The organism is Nocardioides sp. Z13_37 (genome assembly GCF_058355585.1).
The window spans coordinates 486820-505688 of sequence record NZ_JBZGDV010000002.1 but is presented as its reverse complement, the minus strand read 5'-3'; the positions used below and the strand labels follow the sequence as shown (position 1 = coordinate 505688).

General features: G+C 73.7%; 14 protein-coding genes. 6 read left to right on the top strand and 8 right to left on the bottom strand.

Annotated features, from left to right (window positions below; genetic code table 11):
* Positions 1 to 18: 18 nt before the first annotated feature.
* The 3 genes from AC4H2S_RS07450 to AC4H2S_RS07440 are packed head-to-tail and all read right to left on the bottom strand — an operon-like array spanning position 19 to position 2747.
* Positions 19 to 417, bottom strand: a complete 399-nt coding sequence (locus AC4H2S_RS07450) for a DUF4233 domain-containing protein (protein ID WP_491496328.1) — start codon at positions 415 to 417, stop codon at positions 19 to 21.
* Positions 414 to 1781, bottom strand: a complete 1368-nt coding sequence (locus AC4H2S_RS07445) for a bifunctional folylpolyglutamate synthase/dihydrofolate synthase (RefSeq protein ID WP_491496327.1) — start codon at positions 1779 to 1781, stop codon at positions 414 to 416. Before AC4H2S_RS07445 ends, AC4H2S_RS07450 begins: the two co-directional genes overlap by 4 nt.
* Positions 1782 to 1793: 12 nt before the next feature.
* On the bottom strand, positions 1794 to 2747 hold the full coding sequence (locus tag AC4H2S_RS07440; RefSeq protein WP_491496326.1) for a GNAT family N-acetyltransferase: 954 nt from the start codon (positions 2745 to 2747) through the stop codon (positions 1794 to 1796).
* A gap of 77 nt (positions 2748 to 2824) precedes the next feature.
* On the opposite strand from AC4H2S_RS07440, the gene valS reads away from it, so the two are divergent.
* Positions 2825 to 5461 (top strand): valine--tRNA ligase, encoded by a 2637-nt coding sequence (valS, locus tag AC4H2S_RS07435; protein ID WP_491496325.1) that lies wholly within the window; start codon positions 2825 to 2827, stop codon positions 5459 to 5461.
* 50 nt (positions 5462 to 5511) lie between these two features.
* On the opposite strand, the gene AC4H2S_RS07430 is transcribed toward valS, so the two are convergent.
* The 4 genes from AC4H2S_RS07430 to AC4H2S_RS07415 form a co-directional block, all read right to left on the bottom strand.
* Positions 5512 to 6258, bottom strand: coding sequence for a hypothetical protein (locus AC4H2S_RS07430; RefSeq protein WP_491496324.1), 747 nt, complete (start codon positions 6256 to 6258; stop codon positions 5512 to 5514).
* A gap of 132 nt (positions 6259 to 6390) precedes the next feature.
* Positions 6391 to 7671, bottom strand: a complete 1281-nt coding sequence (gene clpX, locus AC4H2S_RS07425; RefSeq protein WP_491496323.1) for an ATP-dependent Clp protease ATP-binding subunit ClpX — start codon at positions 7669 to 7671, stop codon at positions 6391 to 6393.
* Between the two features lie 155 nt (positions 7672 to 7826).
* A complete protein-coding gene (locus tag AC4H2S_RS07420) occupies positions 7827 to 8435 on the bottom strand; it encodes an ATP-dependent Clp protease proteolytic subunit (protein WP_186340784.1) in 609 nt (202 codons plus the stop codon).
* Positions 8436 to 8440: 5 nt separating this feature from the next.
* Positions 8441 to 9046, bottom strand: a complete 606-nt coding sequence (locus tag AC4H2S_RS07415; RefSeq protein WP_056908601.1) for an ATP-dependent Clp protease proteolytic subunit — start codon at positions 9044 to 9046, stop codon at positions 8441 to 8443.
* Between the two features lie 148 nt (positions 9047 to 9194).
* On the opposite strand from AC4H2S_RS07415, the gene AC4H2S_RS07410 reads away from it, so the two are divergent.
* From AC4H2S_RS07410 to AC4H2S_RS07390, 5 genes are all read left to right on the top strand, one after another.
* Positions 9195 to 10046: a hypothetical protein gene (locus AC4H2S_RS07410; RefSeq protein WP_491496322.1), complete on the top strand. Its 852-nt coding sequence runs from the start codon at positions 9195 to 9197 to the stop codon at positions 10044 to 10046.
* A gap of 92 nt (positions 10047 to 10138) precedes the next feature.
* Positions 10139 to 12826 (top strand): hypothetical protein, encoded by a 2688-nt coding sequence (locus AC4H2S_RS07405; protein WP_491496321.1) that lies wholly within the window; start codon positions 10139 to 10141, stop codon positions 12824 to 12826.
* A 77-nt stretch (positions 12827 to 12903) separates the two neighbouring features.
* Complete coding sequence (locus AC4H2S_RS07400) at positions 12904 to 13893, top strand: AAA family ATPase (RefSeq protein ID WP_491496320.1); 990 nt, start codon at positions 12904 to 12906, stop codon at positions 13891 to 13893.
* 10 nt (positions 13894 to 13903) lie between these two features.
* Positions 13904 to 15046, top strand: coding sequence for a DUF58 domain-containing protein (locus tag AC4H2S_RS07395; RefSeq protein ID WP_491496319.1), 1143 nt, complete (start codon positions 13904 to 13906; stop codon positions 15044 to 15046).
* Positions 15043 to 17226 carry a transglutaminase TgpA family protein gene (locus tag AC4H2S_RS07390; protein ID WP_491496318.1) on the top strand — a complete coding sequence of 728 codons (2184 nt, stop codon included), beginning with the start codon at positions 15043 to 15045 and terminating at the stop codon, positions 17224 to 17226. The genes AC4H2S_RS07395 and AC4H2S_RS07390 overlap by 4 nt, the downstream gene beginning before the upstream one ends.
* On the opposite strand, the gene AC4H2S_RS07385 is transcribed toward AC4H2S_RS07390, so the two are convergent.
* A complete protein-coding gene (locus AC4H2S_RS07385; RefSeq protein WP_491496317.1) occupies positions 17213 to 18835 on the bottom strand; it encodes a serine/threonine-protein kinase in 1623 nt (540 codons plus the stop codon). The genes AC4H2S_RS07390 and AC4H2S_RS07385 overlap by 14 nt on opposite strands.
* Between the last annotated feature and the right edge of the window lie 34 nt (positions 18836 to 18869).

The window sequence follows — 18869 nt, the reverse complement described above, 5'->3', positions numbered from 1 at the left end:
GCAGCCTAGCGAGCAGCCTCAGCCCTGCTCCGCGCGGTACGCCGCCCACGCTGCGGCGCGCTCGCGCTCGATCTTGCGCCCGAGGAGGTCGGCCGCCGTCCACAGCGCGGCGAAGATCGCCCCGAGGGCGAACATCGCCGGGACGACGAAGCCCAGGGCGATGGCGGCCACCTGCACGGCGTAGCCGGCGAGGTAGGCCCACTCGGCGCGCAGCATCCCGGCCAGCAGCAGGCACACGACCGCCAGGCCGAGCCCCACCGCCAGCGCGGTGCCGGTCGGGACGTCGGCGATGGTGATCATCACGGGCGTCGTCAGGCCCAGGGTGATCGCCTCGAGGCTCAGCACGGCCGCAGCCATGCCGCGCCGCGGCGAGCGCTCGGTGTTGGCGGGCACCTGCTCGGGGGTCTGCTCGCTCATCGGCGCCCCTTCAGCATCGCGCGGGCCTCGCCCACGGTGACGACCGAGCCGGTGACGAGCACGGCACCCGAGCCGATCGAGACGTCGATGGCCTCGCCGGCCTCCGCGAGCGTCGTCGCGCGGTCGATCGCCTCGGCCAGGTCGGGCACGACGCTGACGCGGTCCTCGCCGAACACCTCGGCCGCCGCGCGGCCCAGGGCGGCGGCCGACATCGAGCGCCGCGAGGAGTTCTGCGTGCAGACCAGGTAGGCCAGGTGCGGCTCGAAGGCGGACAGCAGGCCCTCGTGGTCCTTGTCCTCCATCACGCCCATCACGCCGACGAGCGGGCTGAACGAGAACGAGTCCTCGAGCGCCTCGGCCACGGCCTCGGCCCCGTGCGGGTTGTGCGCGGCGTCGAGCACGATCGTGGGGCTGCGGCGGATGATCTCCAGCCGTCCCGGCGAGGTGACCTCGGCGAACGCCGCGCGCACGACCTCGTCGTCGAGGGCGCCGGTGCCGAACGCCTCGACGGCGGCGAGCGCGACGGCGGCGTTCTGGGCCTGGTGGGCGCCGTAGAGGGGCAGGAACACGTCGTCGTACTGCGCGCGCAGGCCCTTGAGCGTGAGCACCTGCCCACCGACGGCGGGGGTGCGGGAGACGACGCCGAACTCCATGCCCTCGCGGGCGACGGTCGCGCCGACCTCGCCCGCGCGCGCGAGCAGCACGGCCGCGACCTCGGGCGTCTGCTCGGCCAGGACGGCGATGGAGCCGGCCTTGATGATCCCGGCCTTCTCGGCGGCGATGGTGGCGGGGTCGTCGCCGAGGTACTTCGCGTGGTCCAGCGCGATCGGCAGGACCACGGCGACGTCGGCGTCGACGACGTTGGTGGCGTCCCAGCCGCCGCCCATGCCGACCTCGACGACGGCCACGTCGACGGGGGCGTCGGCGAAGGCGGCGTAGGCCATGCCGACGATCGTCTCGAAGAAGCTCAGCGGGTGGTCCTGCTCGGCGTCGACGAGGTGGGTGTAGGGCGCCACGTCGTTGAACGCGCGCACGAACGCCTCGTCGTCGAGCGGCTCGCCGTCGATGCAGATCCGCTCGCTCATCCGCTCCAGGTGGGGAGAGGTGAAGCGGCCGGTGCGCAGGTCCAGCGCGCGCAGCAGGGTCTCGATCATCCGGCTGGTGCTGGTCTTGCCGTTGGTGCCGGTGAGGTGGATCGTGCGGAAGGAGCGCTGCGGCTCACCGAGGAGCTCGGTGAAGGCCGCGATCCGGTCGAGGCTGGGCTCGAGCCGGGTCTCGGGCCAGCGGGAGAGCAGCGCGTCCTCGACCTCGGCGTAGGTCTGGGCGAGGCGCGGGGCGTCGGCGGCGTCGTGGGGGTCTGTCATCTCCCCGCGAGTCTATTGACCCCGCTGCCCGGACGACGACTCGTGGCCGGGGAGCCGGACGACGTGCTCGGCCATGTCGACCGTCGGCTCGTAGCCCAGCGCCGCGTAGATCTTGTTCGACGTCGGGTTGTCCCGGTCGGTGAACAGGCACATCCGGTGGCCCGCCTCGAGCCCGCGCCGGGTCAGCTCGCCCACGACGTGGGAGGCGATGCCGCGACCGCGATGCTCCTTGGGCGTGTAGACCGGGCCGATCCGTGAGACGCCGTACGACGGCAGCCCGGCGCCGGTGAGGTGGGCCACCGTCCCGTCGGGCAGCTCCCACAGCCAGTCGACGCCCTCCCGGATCCTGACGAGGACGTTGTCGAGCGTGTTGTGCTCACCGGACGCGGGGTCGGGCTCGCGCCCGGCCTGCTCGTCGGCCTCCTCGTAGAACGTCGTGAACCAGGCGAGCACGAGCTCGGCGTCGTCCTCGCTCGCCCGCCGCAGCCGTCCCTCCGGCGCGGGCGGGACCGCGACCGACGTGGCCTCCCAGAGCCGGGTCGCCTTGTCGGCCACCACCTCTCCCCCCGCCAGCTCGGCGCTCGCGCGCGCCAGCACCTCCGCCCCGGGCAGCGCGCCATTGGCGCCGCCGAGGAGCTCGCCGCGGGCGTGCAGCGCGGTGGCGAGCGCCGTGGCGGCACCGGCGTCCATCGGCATCGAGAAGGTCGGGTAGGGCGCGAACGGCGCCGTGCGCATCGCAGCGCTGACCACCGCGCCGGCGGCCTCGCGGACCACGACCCACCAGCGCTCGAACGGCGCCCCGACCTCCGCCCACGAGTCGCGGCCGACAGCCAGCTCACGGGCGGTCCGCTCGCTCACGCTCGCGATCACGCTCCCCAGCACCGGCTCGGCGGCGAGCAGCCCTCCGGCCGCGTCGAGGAACGGCTGCGGGGTGTCGAAGAACTCCAGCGTGACGTCGGGACCCATGGCGGCACGGTAAGGCCGGCGACGCCCGTGTCCATACTCGTTTTCGCAGGCCGGAGGCCCGTCAATAGACTCAGAGCATGACTGAGAACCCCAGCACCCAGGCCCCGGAGGCCGGTCCGACGACACCGAGCACCGATCAGCGTGCCGTCGTCGTACCCGAGCGGCCGGCGCTGGAGGGCCTGGAGGACAAGTGGTCGCGGGTGTGGGCCGAGAACGACACCTACGCCTTCGACCGCACGCAGCCGCGCGAGAACGTCTACTCGATCGACACTCCCCCGCCGACCGTCAGCGGCTCGCTGCACGTCGGCCACGTCTACTCCTACAGCCACCCCGACCTGATCGCGCGCTACCAGCGCATGCAGGGCAAGGCCGTCTTCTACCCGATCGGCTGGGACGACAACGGTCTGCCGACCGAGCGCCGCGTCCAGAACTACTACGGCGTGCGCTGCGACCCCGCCCTGCCCTACGACCCCGACTTCACCCCGCCGGAGAAGCCCGACCCGAAGAAGCAGGTGCCGATCAGCCGGCCCAACTTCATCGAGCTGTGCGAGCGGCTCGTGGTCGAGGACGAGAAGGCGTTCGAGGCGCTCTGGCGCCAGCTCGGCCTGTCGGTCCAGTGGAACCCGACCTACACGACGATCGGCGACCACTCGCGCACCGTCAGCCAGCGCGCCTTCCTGCGCAACTACGCCCGGGGCGAGGCCTACCTGTCCGAGGCGCCGACCCTGTGGGACGTCACGTTCCAGACCGCGGTCGCCCAGGCCGAGCTCGAGGCCCGCGACTACCCCGGCGCCTACCACCGCGTGGCCTTCCACCGCCCCGACGGCTCGCCGATCCACATCGAGACCACGCGACCGGAGCTCATCCCCAGCGTCGTCGCGCTGATCGCGCACCCCGACGACGAGCGCTACCAGGACCACTTCGGCACCACGGTCACCTCGCCGGTCTTCGGTGTGGAGATCCCGGTCCTCGCCCACCCGGCGGCCGAGCCCGACAAGGGCGCCGGCATCGCGATGTGCTGCACCTTCGGCGACCTCACCGACGTGACGTGGTGGCGCGAGCTCGACCTGCCGGTCCGCACGGTCGTGGGCCGCGACGGCCGGCTGACGCGGGAGACGCCCGAGTGGCTGGCCGCCGAGCCCGCCGCGACGGCGTACGCCGAGCTGGCGGGCAAGACGACCTTCAGCGCCCGCGAGGCGATGGTCGGGCTGCTCCGCGAGTCCGGCGACCTCGACGGCGAGCCGCAGCCCACGCAGCGCATGGCCAACTTCTTCGAGAAGGGCGACAAGCCGCTCGAGATCGTCGCCACCCGCCAGTGGTACATCAAGAACGGCGGCCGGGACGCCGCGCTGCGCAAGGAGATGCTCGCCCGCGGCGAGGAGATCACCTGGATCCCCGCGCACATGAAGCACCGCTACGACAACTGGGTCGGCGGGCTCAACGGCGACTGGCTCATCTCGCGCCAGCGGTTCTTCGGGATCCCGTTCCCCGTCTGGTATCCCCTCGACGCCGACGGCGAGCCCGACCACGACCACCCGCTCCTGCCGAGCGAGGACCGGCTCCCCGTCGACCCCTCGACCGAGGCCCCCGAGGGCTACACCGAGGACCAGCGCGGCAAGCCGGGCGGCTTCATCGGCGACCCCGACGTGATGGACACCTGGGCGACGTCGTCCCTGACCCCGCAGATCGCGGGCATGTGGGGCGTCGACGACGACCTGTTCTCGCGGGTCTTCCCCTACGACCTGGCCACCCACGCGCACGACATCATCCGCACCTGGCTGTTCTCGCGCGTCGTCCGCTCCGACTACGAGCACCAGGTCGCCCCGTGGACGCACGCGATGATCTCCGGCTTCATCGTCGACCCCGACCGCAAGAAGATGTCGAAGTCCAAGGGCAACGTGGTCGTCCCGACCGACATCCTCGACAAGTACGGCGCCGACGCCGTCCGGTGGCGGGCCGCCATCGGCCGCCCCGGCGCCGACTCGCCCTTCGACGAGTCGCAGATGAAGGTCGGGCGCCGCCTGGCGATGAAGGTGCTCAACGCCTCCAAGTTCGTCCTCGGCAACGTCGGCGCCACCGAGCTGGCCCCCAGCGCGGTCAGCGCACCGGTCGACTGCGCCCTCCTCGGACGCCTCGACACCGTGGTGCGCAAGGCGACGGAGGCCTTCGACGCCTATGACTACACCACGGCGCTCGAGGTCACCGAGAAGTTCTTCTGGGAGTTCTGCGACGACTACCTCGAGCTGGTCAAGGAGCGCGCCTACGACGACGAGGGCGGGATCGGCACCGACTCGGCGCGCGCCACGCTGGCCATCGCGCTGCACGTGCAGCTGCGGCTGCTCGCGCCCTTCCTGCCCTACGTCACCGAGGAGGTCTGGTCGTGGTGGCAGGAGGGCTCCATCCACCACGCCGCCTGGCCCACCGCCGCCGACCTCGGCGCCGCGGCCGCTGCCCCGCCCCTCGTCCTCGACGCCGTGGCCGCCGCGCTGACCGGCATCCGGGGTGCCAAGTCGCAGGCCAAGGCCAAGATGCGCACGCCTCTCTCCCGGGTGGAGATCACCGGGCCGGCGGCGCTGCTCGAGGCGGCCCAGCAGGCGCAGGACGACCTGCGCGCCGTGGGCACGATCACCGGCGAGCTCGACTTCGTCACCGACGAGTCGAGCGCCGAGCTGCGGGTGACCGCGGCCGAGCTGGCGCCCACCCCCGAGGACTGACGCTCACGGGGTCCCCCGCGCCCGCCCGGCGGTGCGCGAGGGGCTCCGGCTCAGCCCTTGCCGGGGCCGTTGCCGGGGCCGGGGCCGTGGCCGTGGGCCGGGCCCTGGGCCGCGTCGCGCTCGGCCTTCGCCGCGTCCCGGTCGGCCTTGGCAGCGTCACGCTGAGCCTCACGCTCGGCCTTCGCGACGTCACGCTCGGCCTTGGCAGCGTCACGCTGAGCATCCCGCTCGGCCTTCGCGGCGTCACGCTCCGCCTCCCGATCGGCCCTGGCAGCCGCCCGGTCGGCCTTGCGCTGAGCCTTCTGGGCGTCACGATCGGCCTTGGCAGCCTCCCGGTCGGCCGTGCGCTGAGCCTTCTCGGCGTCGCGCTCGGCCCGGCGGGTGGCCCGGTCGGCCTCCTGCTCGTCGGTCTGCTCGTCGGTCTGGTTGGTGTTGGTCGAGCCCTGCTCGTCGTCGGTCGCGACGCCGGACCCACGGCCCGAGCCGGACCCGCGGACGAGCGAGGCGCTGGACCGTCCGGCGGTGCGACCGGCGCCGGGAGCGGCCGCGGCGGCGGCAGCGGCGACCACGCCGATCGGCTGTGCGGTCAGCTCCGCAGGGATCGTGGCGGCCTTGCGGACCGCCTCGGCGGTGCGCGGCTCGGGAGCGGCCGGCTTGGCCCGCTCCGCGATGGGGCGACCCTGGTGCACGAGGCCGTCGAGGCCGAACCCGCGCCCGACCGACACCATCATCAGGACCGCACAGAGCACGGTGACGAGAGCGAAGCCGATGAGCGGCCGCTTCTGGTCAACCCCCACCGGGTCCCCTTCCCACATGCAGACGAGACGCCAGTGTCTCCGGACCGTGACGCGGCTCCCGCGTCCATGGCCCGGAATAGCCCGAAATGACTAGACCGGTCCGGCCCGATCGGGCCAGGGCCAGGGTCAGGGTCAGGCGGACTTCTTCTTGCGGCCCTCGGCCTCGCGCAGGACCAGGGTCGGGGCGACCCCGTCCTCGACGACCTCGCGGGTGACGATCACCTTGGCGACGTCGCCGCGCGACGGGACGTCGTACATCACGTAGAGGAGCACCTCCTCGATGATGGCCCGGAGCCCGCGGGCACCGGTGCCACGCTCGAGCGCGGCCTCGGCGATCGAGTCGATCGCCTCGTCGGTGAACTCGAGCTCGACGCCGTCGAGGTCGAAGAGCTTCTGGTACTGCTTGACGAGCGCGTTGCGCGGCTCGGTGAGGATCTGGACGAGCGCCTCGCGGTCGAGCTTGCTCACGCTGGCGATCAGCGGCAGACGGCCGATGAACTCCGGGATCAGGCCGAACTTGGTGAGGTCCTCGGGACGGACCTGGGCGAGCAGGTCGTCGGCCTCGCGCTCGGCGGCGCCGCGCACGTCGGCGGTGAAGCCGAGGGACTTCTTGCCCACGCGCTGCTCGATGATCTGCTCGAGACCGGCGAAGGCACCACCCACGATGAAGAGGATGTTGGTGGTGTCGATCTGGATGAACTCCTGGTGCGGGTGCTTGCGCCCGCCCTGCGGGGGCACCGACGCGGTGGTGCCCTCGAGCATCTTGAGCAGCGCCTGCTGGACGCCCTCGCCGGAGACGTCGCGGGTGATCGAGGGGTTCTCCGCCTTGCGGGCCACCTTGTCGATCTCGTCGATGTAGATGATGCCCGTCTCGGCCTTCTTGACGTCGTAGTCGGCGGCCTGGATGAGCTTGAGGAGGATGTTCTCGACGTCCTCGCCGACGTAGCCGGCCTCGGTCAGCGCGGTCGCGTCGGCGATCGCGAAGGGGACGTTGAGCATCCGCGCGAGCGTCTGGGCGAGGTAGGTCTTGCCGCAGCCGGTGGGGCCGATCACCAGGATGTTGGACTTGGCCACCTCGACCGCGTCCTCCTTGGCCTTGCCGCTGACGGGCTGCAGGCCGGACTGGACGCGCTTGTAGTGGTTGTAGACCGCGACGGCCAGGGACTTCTTGGCGTGCTCCTGGCCGATCACGTAGGAGTTGAGGAACTCGAAGATCTCGCGCGGCTTGGGCAGCTCCTCGAGGCTGACCTCGGCGCCCTCGGCGAGCTCCTCCTCGATGATCTCGTTGCACAGCTCGATGCACTCATCGCAGATGTAGACGTTGGGGCCAGCGATGAGCTTCTTGACCTGCTTCTGGCTCTTTCCGCAGAAGTTGCACTTGAGCAGGTCGCCGCCGTCACCGATTCGTGCCACGAGTCGTGTCCTCCAGTCGTGCCGGATGGGGGTTCCGGCTCCTCACACCTTGCAACAGGCCGTACGACGGTACCCCGAGCCGGCCCCCGACGGGGGCCGGACACGGGATGTCGGCGACCATGATTTCGAGCCTCTCGACCAGCCTCGGCTCACCCTCAGGTGAGGGCCGGGGCACCCTTGCGGGACTCGATGACGGCGTCGATGAGGCCGTACTCGACGGCCTGCTCGGCCGTCAGGATCTTGTCGCGCTCGATGTCACGGCTGACCTGGTCGATGTCCTTGCCGCTGGAGTCGGCGATCATCCGCTCGAGGAGCTCGCGCATCCGCAGGATCTCGTTGGCCTGGATCTCGATGTCGGAGGTCTGGCCGAACGTGCCCTCGGTGTAGGGCTGGTGGATCAGGATCCGGCTGTTGGGCAGCGCCATCCGCTTGCCCTTGGCCCCGGCGCCGAGGAGGATCGCGGCCGCCGAGGCAGCCTGGCCCAGGCACACGGTCTGCACGTCGGGCTTGATGAAGCGCATCGTGTCGTAGATCGCGGTGAGCGCGGTGAACGAGCCGCCGGGGCTGTTGATGTAGATGCTGATGTCGGTGTCGGGGTTCATCGTCTCCAGGCACATGAGCTGGGCGATGACGGCGTTGGCGACGTCGTCGCTGATCGGCGTGCCGAGGTAGATGATGCGCTCTTCGAAGAGCTTGGCGTAGGGGTCGATGCGGCGGAAGCCGTAGGACGTGCGCTCTTCCCACTGCGGGATGTAGTAGTTCATTGCTGTCAGTCCTTGGTCCGGGCCGGGCGGCCCTCGTCGGCGGCTTCGCGGGCACTGGTGATGACCTGGTCGACGAGGCCGTACTCGACGGCCTGGTCGGCGGTGAACCACCGGTCACGGTCGGCGTCGGCGACCACCTGCTCGACGCTCTGGCCGGTGTGCTCGGCGATCAGGTCGAGCAGCACCTTCTTGATGTGCAGCGACTGCTGCGCCTGGATCTTGATGTCGGAGGCGGAGCCACCCATGCCCGAGGAGGGCTGGTGCATCATGATGCGGGCGTGGGGCAGGGCGTAGCGCTTGCCCTTGGTGCCGGCGCACAGCAGGAACTGGCCCATGGAGGCCGCGAGCCCCATGCCGACGGTCGCCACGTCGTTGGGGATGTAGTTCATCGTGTCGTAGATGGCCATGCCGGCGTCGACCGAGCCGCCGGGGCTGTTGATGTGGAGGAAGATGTCGGCCTCCGGGTCCTCCGCGGACAGCAGGAGGAGCTGCGCACAGATCGCGTTGGCGTTCTGGTCGCGCACCTCCGAGCCGAGGAAGACGATGCGCTCACGGAGGAGGCGCTGGTAGATGTGGTCGTCGAGGCCATACATCCCACCGGCGCCGTTCATCTCGGGCGAGAGGGCTGGGCTGGAGTTCTGGTTCACGCTGGCGACACTAGCCGGAAGGACGGACACTTCCACGCGAGACCGGCCCTTGTTCGCCCACAGCGGATCGAAGCGCCTCGCGGGGCCCTGACCGTGTGGTCTACTCGGGCCCATGCTGCGGGTCACGCTTCGGGGGGCAGACCTGCCCACTGCCACGCTCGGCAGCGGCGAGCGCCTGCTCTTCGGGCGCGCGCCCCACCACGGACTGCGCACGGAGGAGCCCGACAAGGCCCTCGACGTCACGGTCCTCTCGCTCCCCCACTGCGCACCGCACGTGTCGCGCCTGCTGGGCGAGCTCGAGATCGGCGAGGAGATCGCCCGGCTGCGCTGGCACGGGGCGGGCGAGACCCAGGTGGCGAGCCTGTTCGACGCCCCGGGCGGGGCCCGGCGGGTGACGCTGGTCGAGGGCATGTCGCTGCTGCTCGACGAGGGCGAGAACCACCTCGTCGTGATGCGCGGGCGCGAGCGCGACCCCGAGGTCTACGACGACCTGACGATCGTCGTGGAGGTCTCCACGCCCGGGGAGGAGGCGGCGCCCCGCCCCACGGTCTCCGACAGCGGCGTCGACCGCGACTCCTCGGCCACCGCCCCGTCGCCGGGGCTGGTCCGGCACTCGCGCGAGTGGTACGTCGCCCTGGCGCTGGCGGAGCCCTGGCTGGTCGGCACCGACGACTACCCGCGTCCGCCGACCAACCGCGAGATCTACGAGCGCGTCCTGCGGTGGCACGGCTACGCGTGGAACCTGGAGCGGTCCCAGCGGGTCGACGACGCGATCAAGGCCATCTCCTCGCTGGCCTTCAGCGTCCGCGACGACCCGTTCCGGGCCAGCAGCGGACGCGCCAGCAACGTGCGCTTCGCCGTGGGCCGGCGCACGGCCGAGGTGCGGCTGGTCACCGCCGACGACCTCGCGGGCGCCGAGGCGGCGGCCCGCGAGCGCGCCGCGGGAGCCGCGCGCCCGGACTGACCGCGGACGGAACGGAACGTTCCGCCGTGCGCACGGTGGTGCCGGGCGGGAGGTTCTGTGAGACTCGCCGCGCACCGCGACGAGGGGGATCCATGGGGGCAGGTCGGGCGACGACGGACGCCGGGCGCGCAGGCGCGCCCCGCACCGCGAGGCTGCGCAGGCTCGCCTCGAAGCGCCAGTCGAAGGGCGCGGCCGAGCTCTCCGTCGTCCTGGTCGCGGCCTCGCTCGTGGCCGGAGTGCTGTTCGGCAACGGCCTGTCCCGCACCGCGGTCGAGCTGGCCGACGGCCTCACCTGGCTGGCCGACGACCCGAGCGGCGACGTCATCCAGGTCAACCCCGCCCTCGGGCGCGCCGAGGTGCGTCGCTCGGTCGCCGCGGCCGGCAACGACCTGACCCTCGCCCAGTACGCCGGCTTCCTCTACGTCGTCGACAACACCGACGGCGTCCTGTCGACCATCGACGTCACCACGCTGGAGCAGTCCGGGCGCCGCAGCGTGCCGGGCGACGGCGCCGCGGAGACACTGAGCGACGGCACGACCGTCTTCCTCGTCGACCGCACGGCCCACAGCCTCGCGGCGATCGACCCCATCACCACCGACGAGATCGGGCGGGTGTGGGTCGAGCGCCGCGGCCTCGCCGACGTGGCCGTCGACGGGCAGGGGACGGTGTGGTCCCTCGACCGCACGGGCCGGCTCACCGCGCTGCGGTGGTCGACGACGTCGGCGGAGTTCCTCGAGCAGGACACCCACCAGCTCGACGTCCGGGGCGACGCCGTGGTCGTGGCGCACGATCGGGGCGTCACCGTGATGGGCGCCGAGCCCGGCGTGGTGCAGCAGGTGGCCACCGAGCGCGAGGTGCGCACGCCCACGACCGCGCTGGAGGGCGAGGTGCTCGCGCCCCTCCGGACGCCGAGCGAGCTGACGGCCGCCGCGGCGCCGGACTCCTCGACCGTCGTCATCCTCGCCGCGGGCCGGCTGGCCGAGGTGGCCGTGGCCGCCTCGGGATGCGACTCCCCCGGGCGCCCCGAGGTGTTCGCCGGACGCGTCTACGTGCCCTGCGCCGGCCAGGCCAAGGTCCTCCAGCTCGACGCCGCCGGCGAGATGGCCGGACCGCCCATCGTCACGCCCCGCGGCAAGGACCCCGAGCTCGTCCTCGACGACGACACCCTCCTGATCAACGTGCCCGGTGCGCGCACCGGGATCTCCGTGGGGGCCGACGGCTCCCTCTCGGAGTTCTCCCGCGGCAGCGGCGGCGACGCCGTCACCGACCCGCAGGAGATCACGATCCCCGAGACGCAGGCCGAGGCCGACCGGACGGGCGACGAACAGGCGGTCGAGGACCAGACGCAATCCGGGTCCGATGCGACGCGGGGCGGGCGCGACCCGGGCCGCAACGGCGACCAGGGCACCCGCGGAGGCGGCAACGGGGGCGGGGGCGGCCGCGACGACGAGGACGACGAGCCGGTGCCGGACCCGACCACCTCGCCCACGGCGACGCCCACGCAGGTCCCCACTCCCACCACCACCCCGACCGCCACGCCCACCACCACCCCCACCACCACCCCCACCGCCGCGCCGAGCGCGCCCACCGACGTGAGCGCCACGGTGCTCGGCAGCACGCAGGTGCAGGTCGACTGGTCCTACAGCGGTGAGACGCCCGACGACTTCGTGGTGACCCAGCCCGGTGGCCCGGCCCTCGCCACCGTCGGCGGCACCAGCCGTCGCGCGGTCGTGGACGTCACGCCCGGCTCGAGCCTCGCCCTCGTCGTGACCGCCCGGCTCGGTGGCCAGACGGCCACCTCGACGGTGTCCAACACGGTGACCACGCAGCCCGACCCGGTCCTCGGCACGCCGACCTCGGTCCAGGCCTCGGTCGTCTCGAGCACCCAGGTCCAGCTCGGCTGGGCCTACACCGGCGACGTGCCCGACGAGTTCGTCCTCGCCACCACCGGCGGCACCCGGGTCGGGCGGGTCGGCGGCGACCAGCGCCAGGCGGTCGTCACGGTCCCGGCCGGCCAGCAGGTCGCGTTCCGGGTCACGGCGTTCCTCGGCAGCGACTCGAGCGCCTCGGCGGCGTCCAACGCCGTGACCCCCGCCGGCGTGCCCGGGCAGCCGCCCGGTGTCGCCGCCACCGGCGTCTACGGCGGCAGCTGGCAGGGGCCGACGTACGCCGTCACCCTCCGCTGGGGCGCCGCTCCGGACAACGGCTCGCCCATCACCGGCTACCGGGTGACGGTGTCCACCGGCACCAGGTCCGAGACCGTCACGCTGGGCGCCTCCGCGCGCTCGCACACCCTGCTCAGCAGCTGCGACCGCACCCAGGACGCCTCGTGCTCCCCCGGTGGCAACGGCACCGCCTCGGTCATCGCGATCAACGGCGAGGGCGCCGGCCCCCAGGCCTCCGCCGGCGCCAGCGACACCGGGAGCATCCCGGTCGAGCCCTTGCCGGGAGGCGGGCGACAGCACGTCACGGGCCAGTCGGGCGGCGATCTCAGCATCGAGGGCATCGGCACCTCGCGGCTGCAGCTCGCGCCCGCCGACTGGGCGGGGTTCGGGGGGACGTGCGCGGTCGACGACGGGTCCGGCTGGTCGCCCATCAGCTGTGGCGCGACCTCGCTGGAGATCCAGCACAACGGTGACTACATCCGGGAGCCGAGCTCCGGCGTCCGCTCCCACTCCGTCCAGTTCCGGGCGAGCAACAGCTCGGGCAGCGTGCTGAGCGCCCGCTACACCTGGGAGACGAGGCAGCCCACCCTCTGCGAGGACTGCCAGATCCCCTGACCTGCCGCCGACCTGCCGGCCCGCCCTCCGCTCGCCCGACGCCCCACGCCACCTCTCGTCCCCCAGGAGCCATCCTCGTGACCACCCTCGCCCCGAGCGCCGCCACCACCGAGCAGGAGGTCGTCGAGTTCCGCCGGGTGCACCAGCGCCTCGGCGACGCCGTCGAGGTCGCCGTGCGCGGCAAGCGCGGCGTCATCGACCTCGTCCTGGTGGCGACGTTCGCGCGGGGCCACGTGCTCGTCGAGGACCTGCCCGGCACCGGGAAGACCACGCTGGCCCGGGCCCTGGCGAAGGCGCTGGGCGGCGAGATGCACCGGGTCCAGTTCACCCCCGACCTGCTGCCCAGCGACGTGACCGGCACGAGCGTGTTCGACCCTCGCGACGGCCAGGTGCGGTTCCGGCCGGGTCCCGTCTTCGCCAACGTCGTGCTCGCCGACGAGATCAACCGTGCGGCCGCCAAGACCCAGTCCGCCCTCCTCGAGGTGATGGAGGAGCACACCGTCAGCGTCGACGGCACCGCACACCCGGTGCCCGAGCCGTTCACGGTCGTCGCCACGCAGAACCCCATCGACCTCGACGGCACCTACCGGTTGCCGGAGGCGCAGCTCGACCGGTTCATGGTGCGCACCAGCCTGGGCTTCCCCGACCTCGAGCACGAGCTCGACGTGCTGCGTCCCGGCAGCACCGCCGGCAGCATCGACGACGTGCCCACCGTCAGCGACCCCACCGAGATGGCCCGGCTCGCCGCCGTCGTCGAGCGGCTCCACGTCGCCGACCCGATCCTCACCTACGCGCGGGAGGTGGGGGTGGCGATCCGCGAGGACCGGCGGGTGCGCCTCGGCGCGAGCACCCGTGGGCTCCGCTCGCTCGTGCGCGCCGTGCAGGCCCACGCCGCCTCGCGTGGTCGTCACTACGCCATCCCCGACGACGTGCGCCGCCTCGCCGAGCCCGTCCTGGCCCACCGCACCGTGCTCACCCGCGAAGCGCTCCTGGAGGGCCACACGTCGACCGGCGTCGTGCAGCAGGCGCTCGAGCGGGTCGCCCCACCCCAGCCGGACCGGGTGTGAGGCTGCGGCGATGACGCCGTGGCGTGCCACCGCGCCCCGGGGCAGGTGGATGCTCGGCACCGGCCTGCTGCTGGCCGCGAGCGGGGTCCTGCTGCGCTATCCCGTGGTCGCCGCGCTCGGCACCTTCCTGGTCGTGCTGGTGGTCGTCGAGGTGGTCGCCGTGCTCCGCCGTCCCGACGTCGACGTGCACCGCACCGTGGACCCGCTCGTGGTCGTCCGTCAGGACCCCTGCGCGGGCCACCTGCGGCTGGCGGGCCGGCGCGCCGGCCTGGTGCGCACGCTCGCGCAGGAGAGCGTCGACGGGCGGCTGACCGCCCCGGTCCAGGTCGACCCGCGCGGCGCGGAGACGACGTACGACATCCCGACCAACCGCCGCGGGGTGGTCGAGGTCGGTCCGCTCAGGCTGCAGCGGGTCTCCCTCCTCGGCATGGCGGCGACCACCACCGAGGCCGGCGACGTGGTGGGGCTGCGCGTCCTGCCCCGTCGCATCCCGCTGGGCTCCCTGCCCGCCGGTCACCGACGCGCTGCCGTCGGCGGCGGCGACAGCCTCGAGCTCGGCGGCACCGACCTGGTCGGCCTGCACGAGTACGCCGTCGGCGACGACCTGCGCCGGCTGCACTGGGCCACCAGCGCGCGCACCGGGACGCTGATGGTCCGCGAGGACGCCGACCCGGCCCAGCCCCACGTCTGCGTGCTGCTCGACGACCGGCAGGAGAGCTATGCGGGGGCGGACGACTTCGAGGAGGCCGTCGAGCTCGCCGCGGCGCTGTGCCGGGTCGCCGTCGAGAGCGGCGACCCGCTGTGGTTCGTCACGTCGAGCGGGCGCCACGACGTCACGGTCCCCGGGTCGACCACCCGCCAGGTCCCGCGGGAGGCCCACGAGCTGGAGCTCATGCTCGCGGAGATCGACGCCGGCACCGGCCGCGGGCTGCAGCCGGTGCACCACCGCGGTCTCGACGTCGCGGCGGTCGTGACCGGGAGCGTCGCCGACCTCGGCGTGCTCGCGCTCGCCGTCGGTGCGGCCCTCGACGCCACGCTGTGCGTGGTGGACCCGCAGCCCGCGACGCCCTCGGGCGTGCTCGGCGGCACGACCGTGCTCCGCGCACCCGGCTCGCGGGCGCTGGCCCGGCTCTGGGACGGGCGGATCCCGTGACGACCCTCGCTCCTCCGGCTCCGCCCGCACCCGCGCCCTCCCCCGAGTCGTCGGCGCCGGTCGCCCCGGCGGCCCCGGCGGCCCCGGGGCTCTGGACGGGCGCGTGGGCGGGCGCGCTCCTGGTGCTCGGCGCCCTGTCGCTCGCGACGGCGTGGAGCGGTCCGCTCCCGGCGCTGTGCCTGGCGGGCGCCGCGGTGGTGCCGCTGGCGGTGTGCCGGGGGGTCGTCCGCCTCGGGGTCTCGCCCTGGGCGAGCGCGGCGGTCCTGGTGTCGCTGCTCGTCCTGGCGGCCTACGTCCTCGCCGCCGACGCCCAGACGGCGTTCTCCGACACCGTCACCGACGCCGTGCCGCGCCTGCTCACCACCCCCCGGCCGCTCCCGGCCCGGGCCGACGTCCTCGTGGGCCCGTTGCTGCTGACCGCACTGGTGTCGCTGCTGGTCGCGATCCGGCTCACCTCCCGCCGGCTCGTCGCGCCCGTCGTGGGAGCGCTCGCGCTGTACGTCGCCGGGGCGCTGCTCACCACCGGCGAGGGCGACCGCTGGGGCCTCCTGGCCTCGCTCCTCGTGGCGTGCGCGCTGCTCGGCTGGGTCGTGCTCGACGAGCACCGGCACCGGACCGGGCGGCGGGTCGCATTGGCCCTGGTCGCGGCACTGGCGGCCACGGGCCTGCTGGTGGCCTCGACCACCGTGCAGTGGTCCGCGCCGTTCGAGCCGCGGACGCTGGTCGACCCACCGAGGGTCGACGTGGTCGCCAGCAACCCCCTCGCCCAGCTCGGGGCCTGGGCGAGCGACCCCGACCGCGAGCTGCTCGACGTGTCCGGCCCGGTCGGTCCGCTCCGGCTGGTCACGCTCGACGGCTACGACGGGGCGCAGTGGAGCGCCGGCACGCGCTACTCACCCGTCGGCGAGACCTACGACGCCGCTCCCCTGCTCGGCGGCAGCACCCGCTCCACGACGGTGGAGGTCGAGATGGTCGACATCGAGGGGCGCTGGCTGCCGAGCCCGGGCTGGCCCACCGAGGTGTCGACCGACGACGCCGTGGTCGAGCCGGTCTCCGGCAACCTCTGGCTCACGAGCGACGACGGCCTGGTGCGCGGCGGCACCGACGCCCCCACCACCCGCGGCGTCTCCTACACCGTCACCGGGCTCGTCGACGATCCCGACGGCAGCCGGCTGGCGAGCGCGACCGTGCCCGTCGACGGCGGCCTGGCCCCCTACCTCGAGCTCCCGCCCCTGCCCCAGCAGCTGAGCACCTTCGCCGAGCAGACCGTGGCCGGCGCGGTGACGCCCTACGACCGGGCGGTGGCGATCGAGACGATGCTGCACGATCGGGCCCGGCTGTCCCCGAAGGCGGTCTCCGGGTCGCAGCTGTGGCGGATCACCACCTTCCTGCTCGCCGAGCCGGGCACCGTCGGCGCGCGCGTCGGCACCGCCGAGCAGTTCGCGACGTCGTTCGCGGTGCTGGCGCGGCACAACGGCCTGCCGACCCGGGTGGTCGTGGGCTTCCGCCCCGACGAGGACGCCCGCCGGGCGGCGACCGGCGGCTGGTCGGTGCGCGGTCGGCACGCCACCGCGTGGCCGGAGGTCTTCTTCCAGGACCTCGGCTGGGTGGCGTTCTCCCCCACCGACGCACGCGAGGTGCCGCGGGCGGAGGAGGAGACCGTCGAGCGCGGCCGGGGTGACGACCCGGGCCCCGGGCCCACCCCGGACGACTCCGCGACCGGCACGGGGTCGGGCACCGGCACCGGCGAGGCGGGTCGCTCGCGGCCCGGCGGGTCGGGCGGGTGGGCCGTCCCGGCCGCTGCAGGTGCGGGCGGCCTGGTCGGGCTCCTGGCACTCCTGCTCGCCGCGCGGCGACTGCGGTCGTGGCGACACCTGCGACGCGGCCCGGGCGGGGCGTGGGCCGAGGCACGCGACGCGCTGCGCCTCGCCGGGCTCCCGGTCACGGCGCACCAGAGCGCCGACCAGGTCGCGGCCATGGCGGGCGAGCGCCTCGGCACCGACGCGGTCCACGTCCTCGCCGCCATGTCGCAGCGAGCGGCGTTCGCCCCACCCGGGACCGACGCCGGCGACCATCGACCGGCGCTGCACGACGTACGCCGTGCCGCGCGCGGGGCCGTGCCTCGCTGGCGCCGGTGGTGGTGGCCCTTCGACCCGTCGGTCTTCCTCAGCCGAGGGTGACGCACCGCTGGTCGGAGCGTCCGAGCGAGCCGTCGGGCATGTGCAGCACCATCACGAAGCAGGCCCGTCCGGGAGGCTGGGGCAGGCTGAACGTCGCCTCGGTCAGGCCGGTGTCGAACTCCTGCACCGGCCGGGCCTCCGGGCTGGTCTGGGAGATGTGGAACCAGCCGGTGCCCTCGCTCGGGTCGTTCCACACCACGGTGACCTCCCCGGCGCTGCCACGGAGGTCCTCGATGCGGAAGGCGAGCGCGGGGTCGAAGGCGTCGGGCGGCCGGTCGGTCAGGCCGGGGTCGTCCTCCTCCGGGGCGGTCATGCCGAGACCCGCCTGCTCCTGCGAGTCGCTGGGTGGGGCGTCGCCGTCGCCCTCGCGCAGCAGCGCGCCGGCGAGGCCGAGGGCCGATCCGACGACCAGCGCGAGCACCCCCAGCAGCGCGACGGCGCGGCGCCGTCCGGTGGGCCGGGCGTCGCCGTCGGCGGGCGACCCGTCGGCGTCAGGCCCGGCGTCGGGCTCGTCGTCGGGGCGTGGCCGGAGGTGGGTGTGCTCGTGCGCTGCGGGCGACGGCACAGGGGGAACGGCGTCGGCCTCGACGCCCGCGGGGGCGGGCACCGCCGGCAGCGGCGCGACCGGGACGTCGGGCCCGTCGCCGCGGCGACGGGTCGCCTCACGGGGTGGCGGCGCGGCCGCCTGCCCCGCGACAGGCGCCCCGACAGGCGCGGCGACCTGCTGGCCGGCACCGGGCTCCCACGCGCCGTGGCGCATCCGCAGCAGTGCGTGGTGCACGTCCGTGACGCTGCCCCACCGCTGCGTCACGTCCTTGACCAGGCAGCGACTGATCACCTCGCCCAGCGCGCCGACGTCGGTCGAGAACGGCCGGTGCGGCTCGGTGCGGGCGCGCCGCAGGTAGGCCAGGGCCGAGTCGTCGTCGGGGTCGTCGCTGGCGAACGGCGCCCGCCCCTCGAGGAGGGTGTAGAGCGTGGACCCGAGCGACCAGATGTCGTCCGCGGGGGTCGGGGGGTGGCCGTCGAGGATCTGCGGCGAGGCGTGCCGGTAGGTGAACGCCTCGACCGACGAGGTGTACTCCGCGTCGACCAGGCGGGCGATGCCGAAGTCGGCCAGCACCCACGAGGTGGGCAGGACGAGCACGTTCTGCGGCTTGACGTCGCGGTGGAGGAAGCCCTGGTCGTGGGCGAAGGCGAGGGCGTCGGAGAGCACCAGGCCGATGCGGACGACCTCCTCCGGCGGGAAGGGACCGTGCTCGCGGAGCCGGTCGTTGAGGGTGCCGCCGTCGTAGTACTCCATGACGATCGCGGGTCGGCCGGATTCCGTCGTGCCGGTGTCGAGCACCGTGACGATGTTGGGGTGCTGGCGGCCCAGGCCGACGGTGATCTCGATCTCCCGGGCGAACCGGGCTGAGCTCTCGGCGTCGTCGACGAGCAGCACCTTGACCGCGACGTCACGGCCCAGCCGGGGCTCGCGGGCCCGGTAGACCACCGACTCCCCGCCGCGTCCCACCACCACGAGGTCGGTGTAGCCCGCGAGGGACTCAGTGGGCGGCGGTCCGTCGGCAGGCGGGCGCCACGCGTGGTGCTCGCTCGCGCTGTCGACCATCCGTGCTCCCCCGGTGTGTCCGATCCCCTCGGAC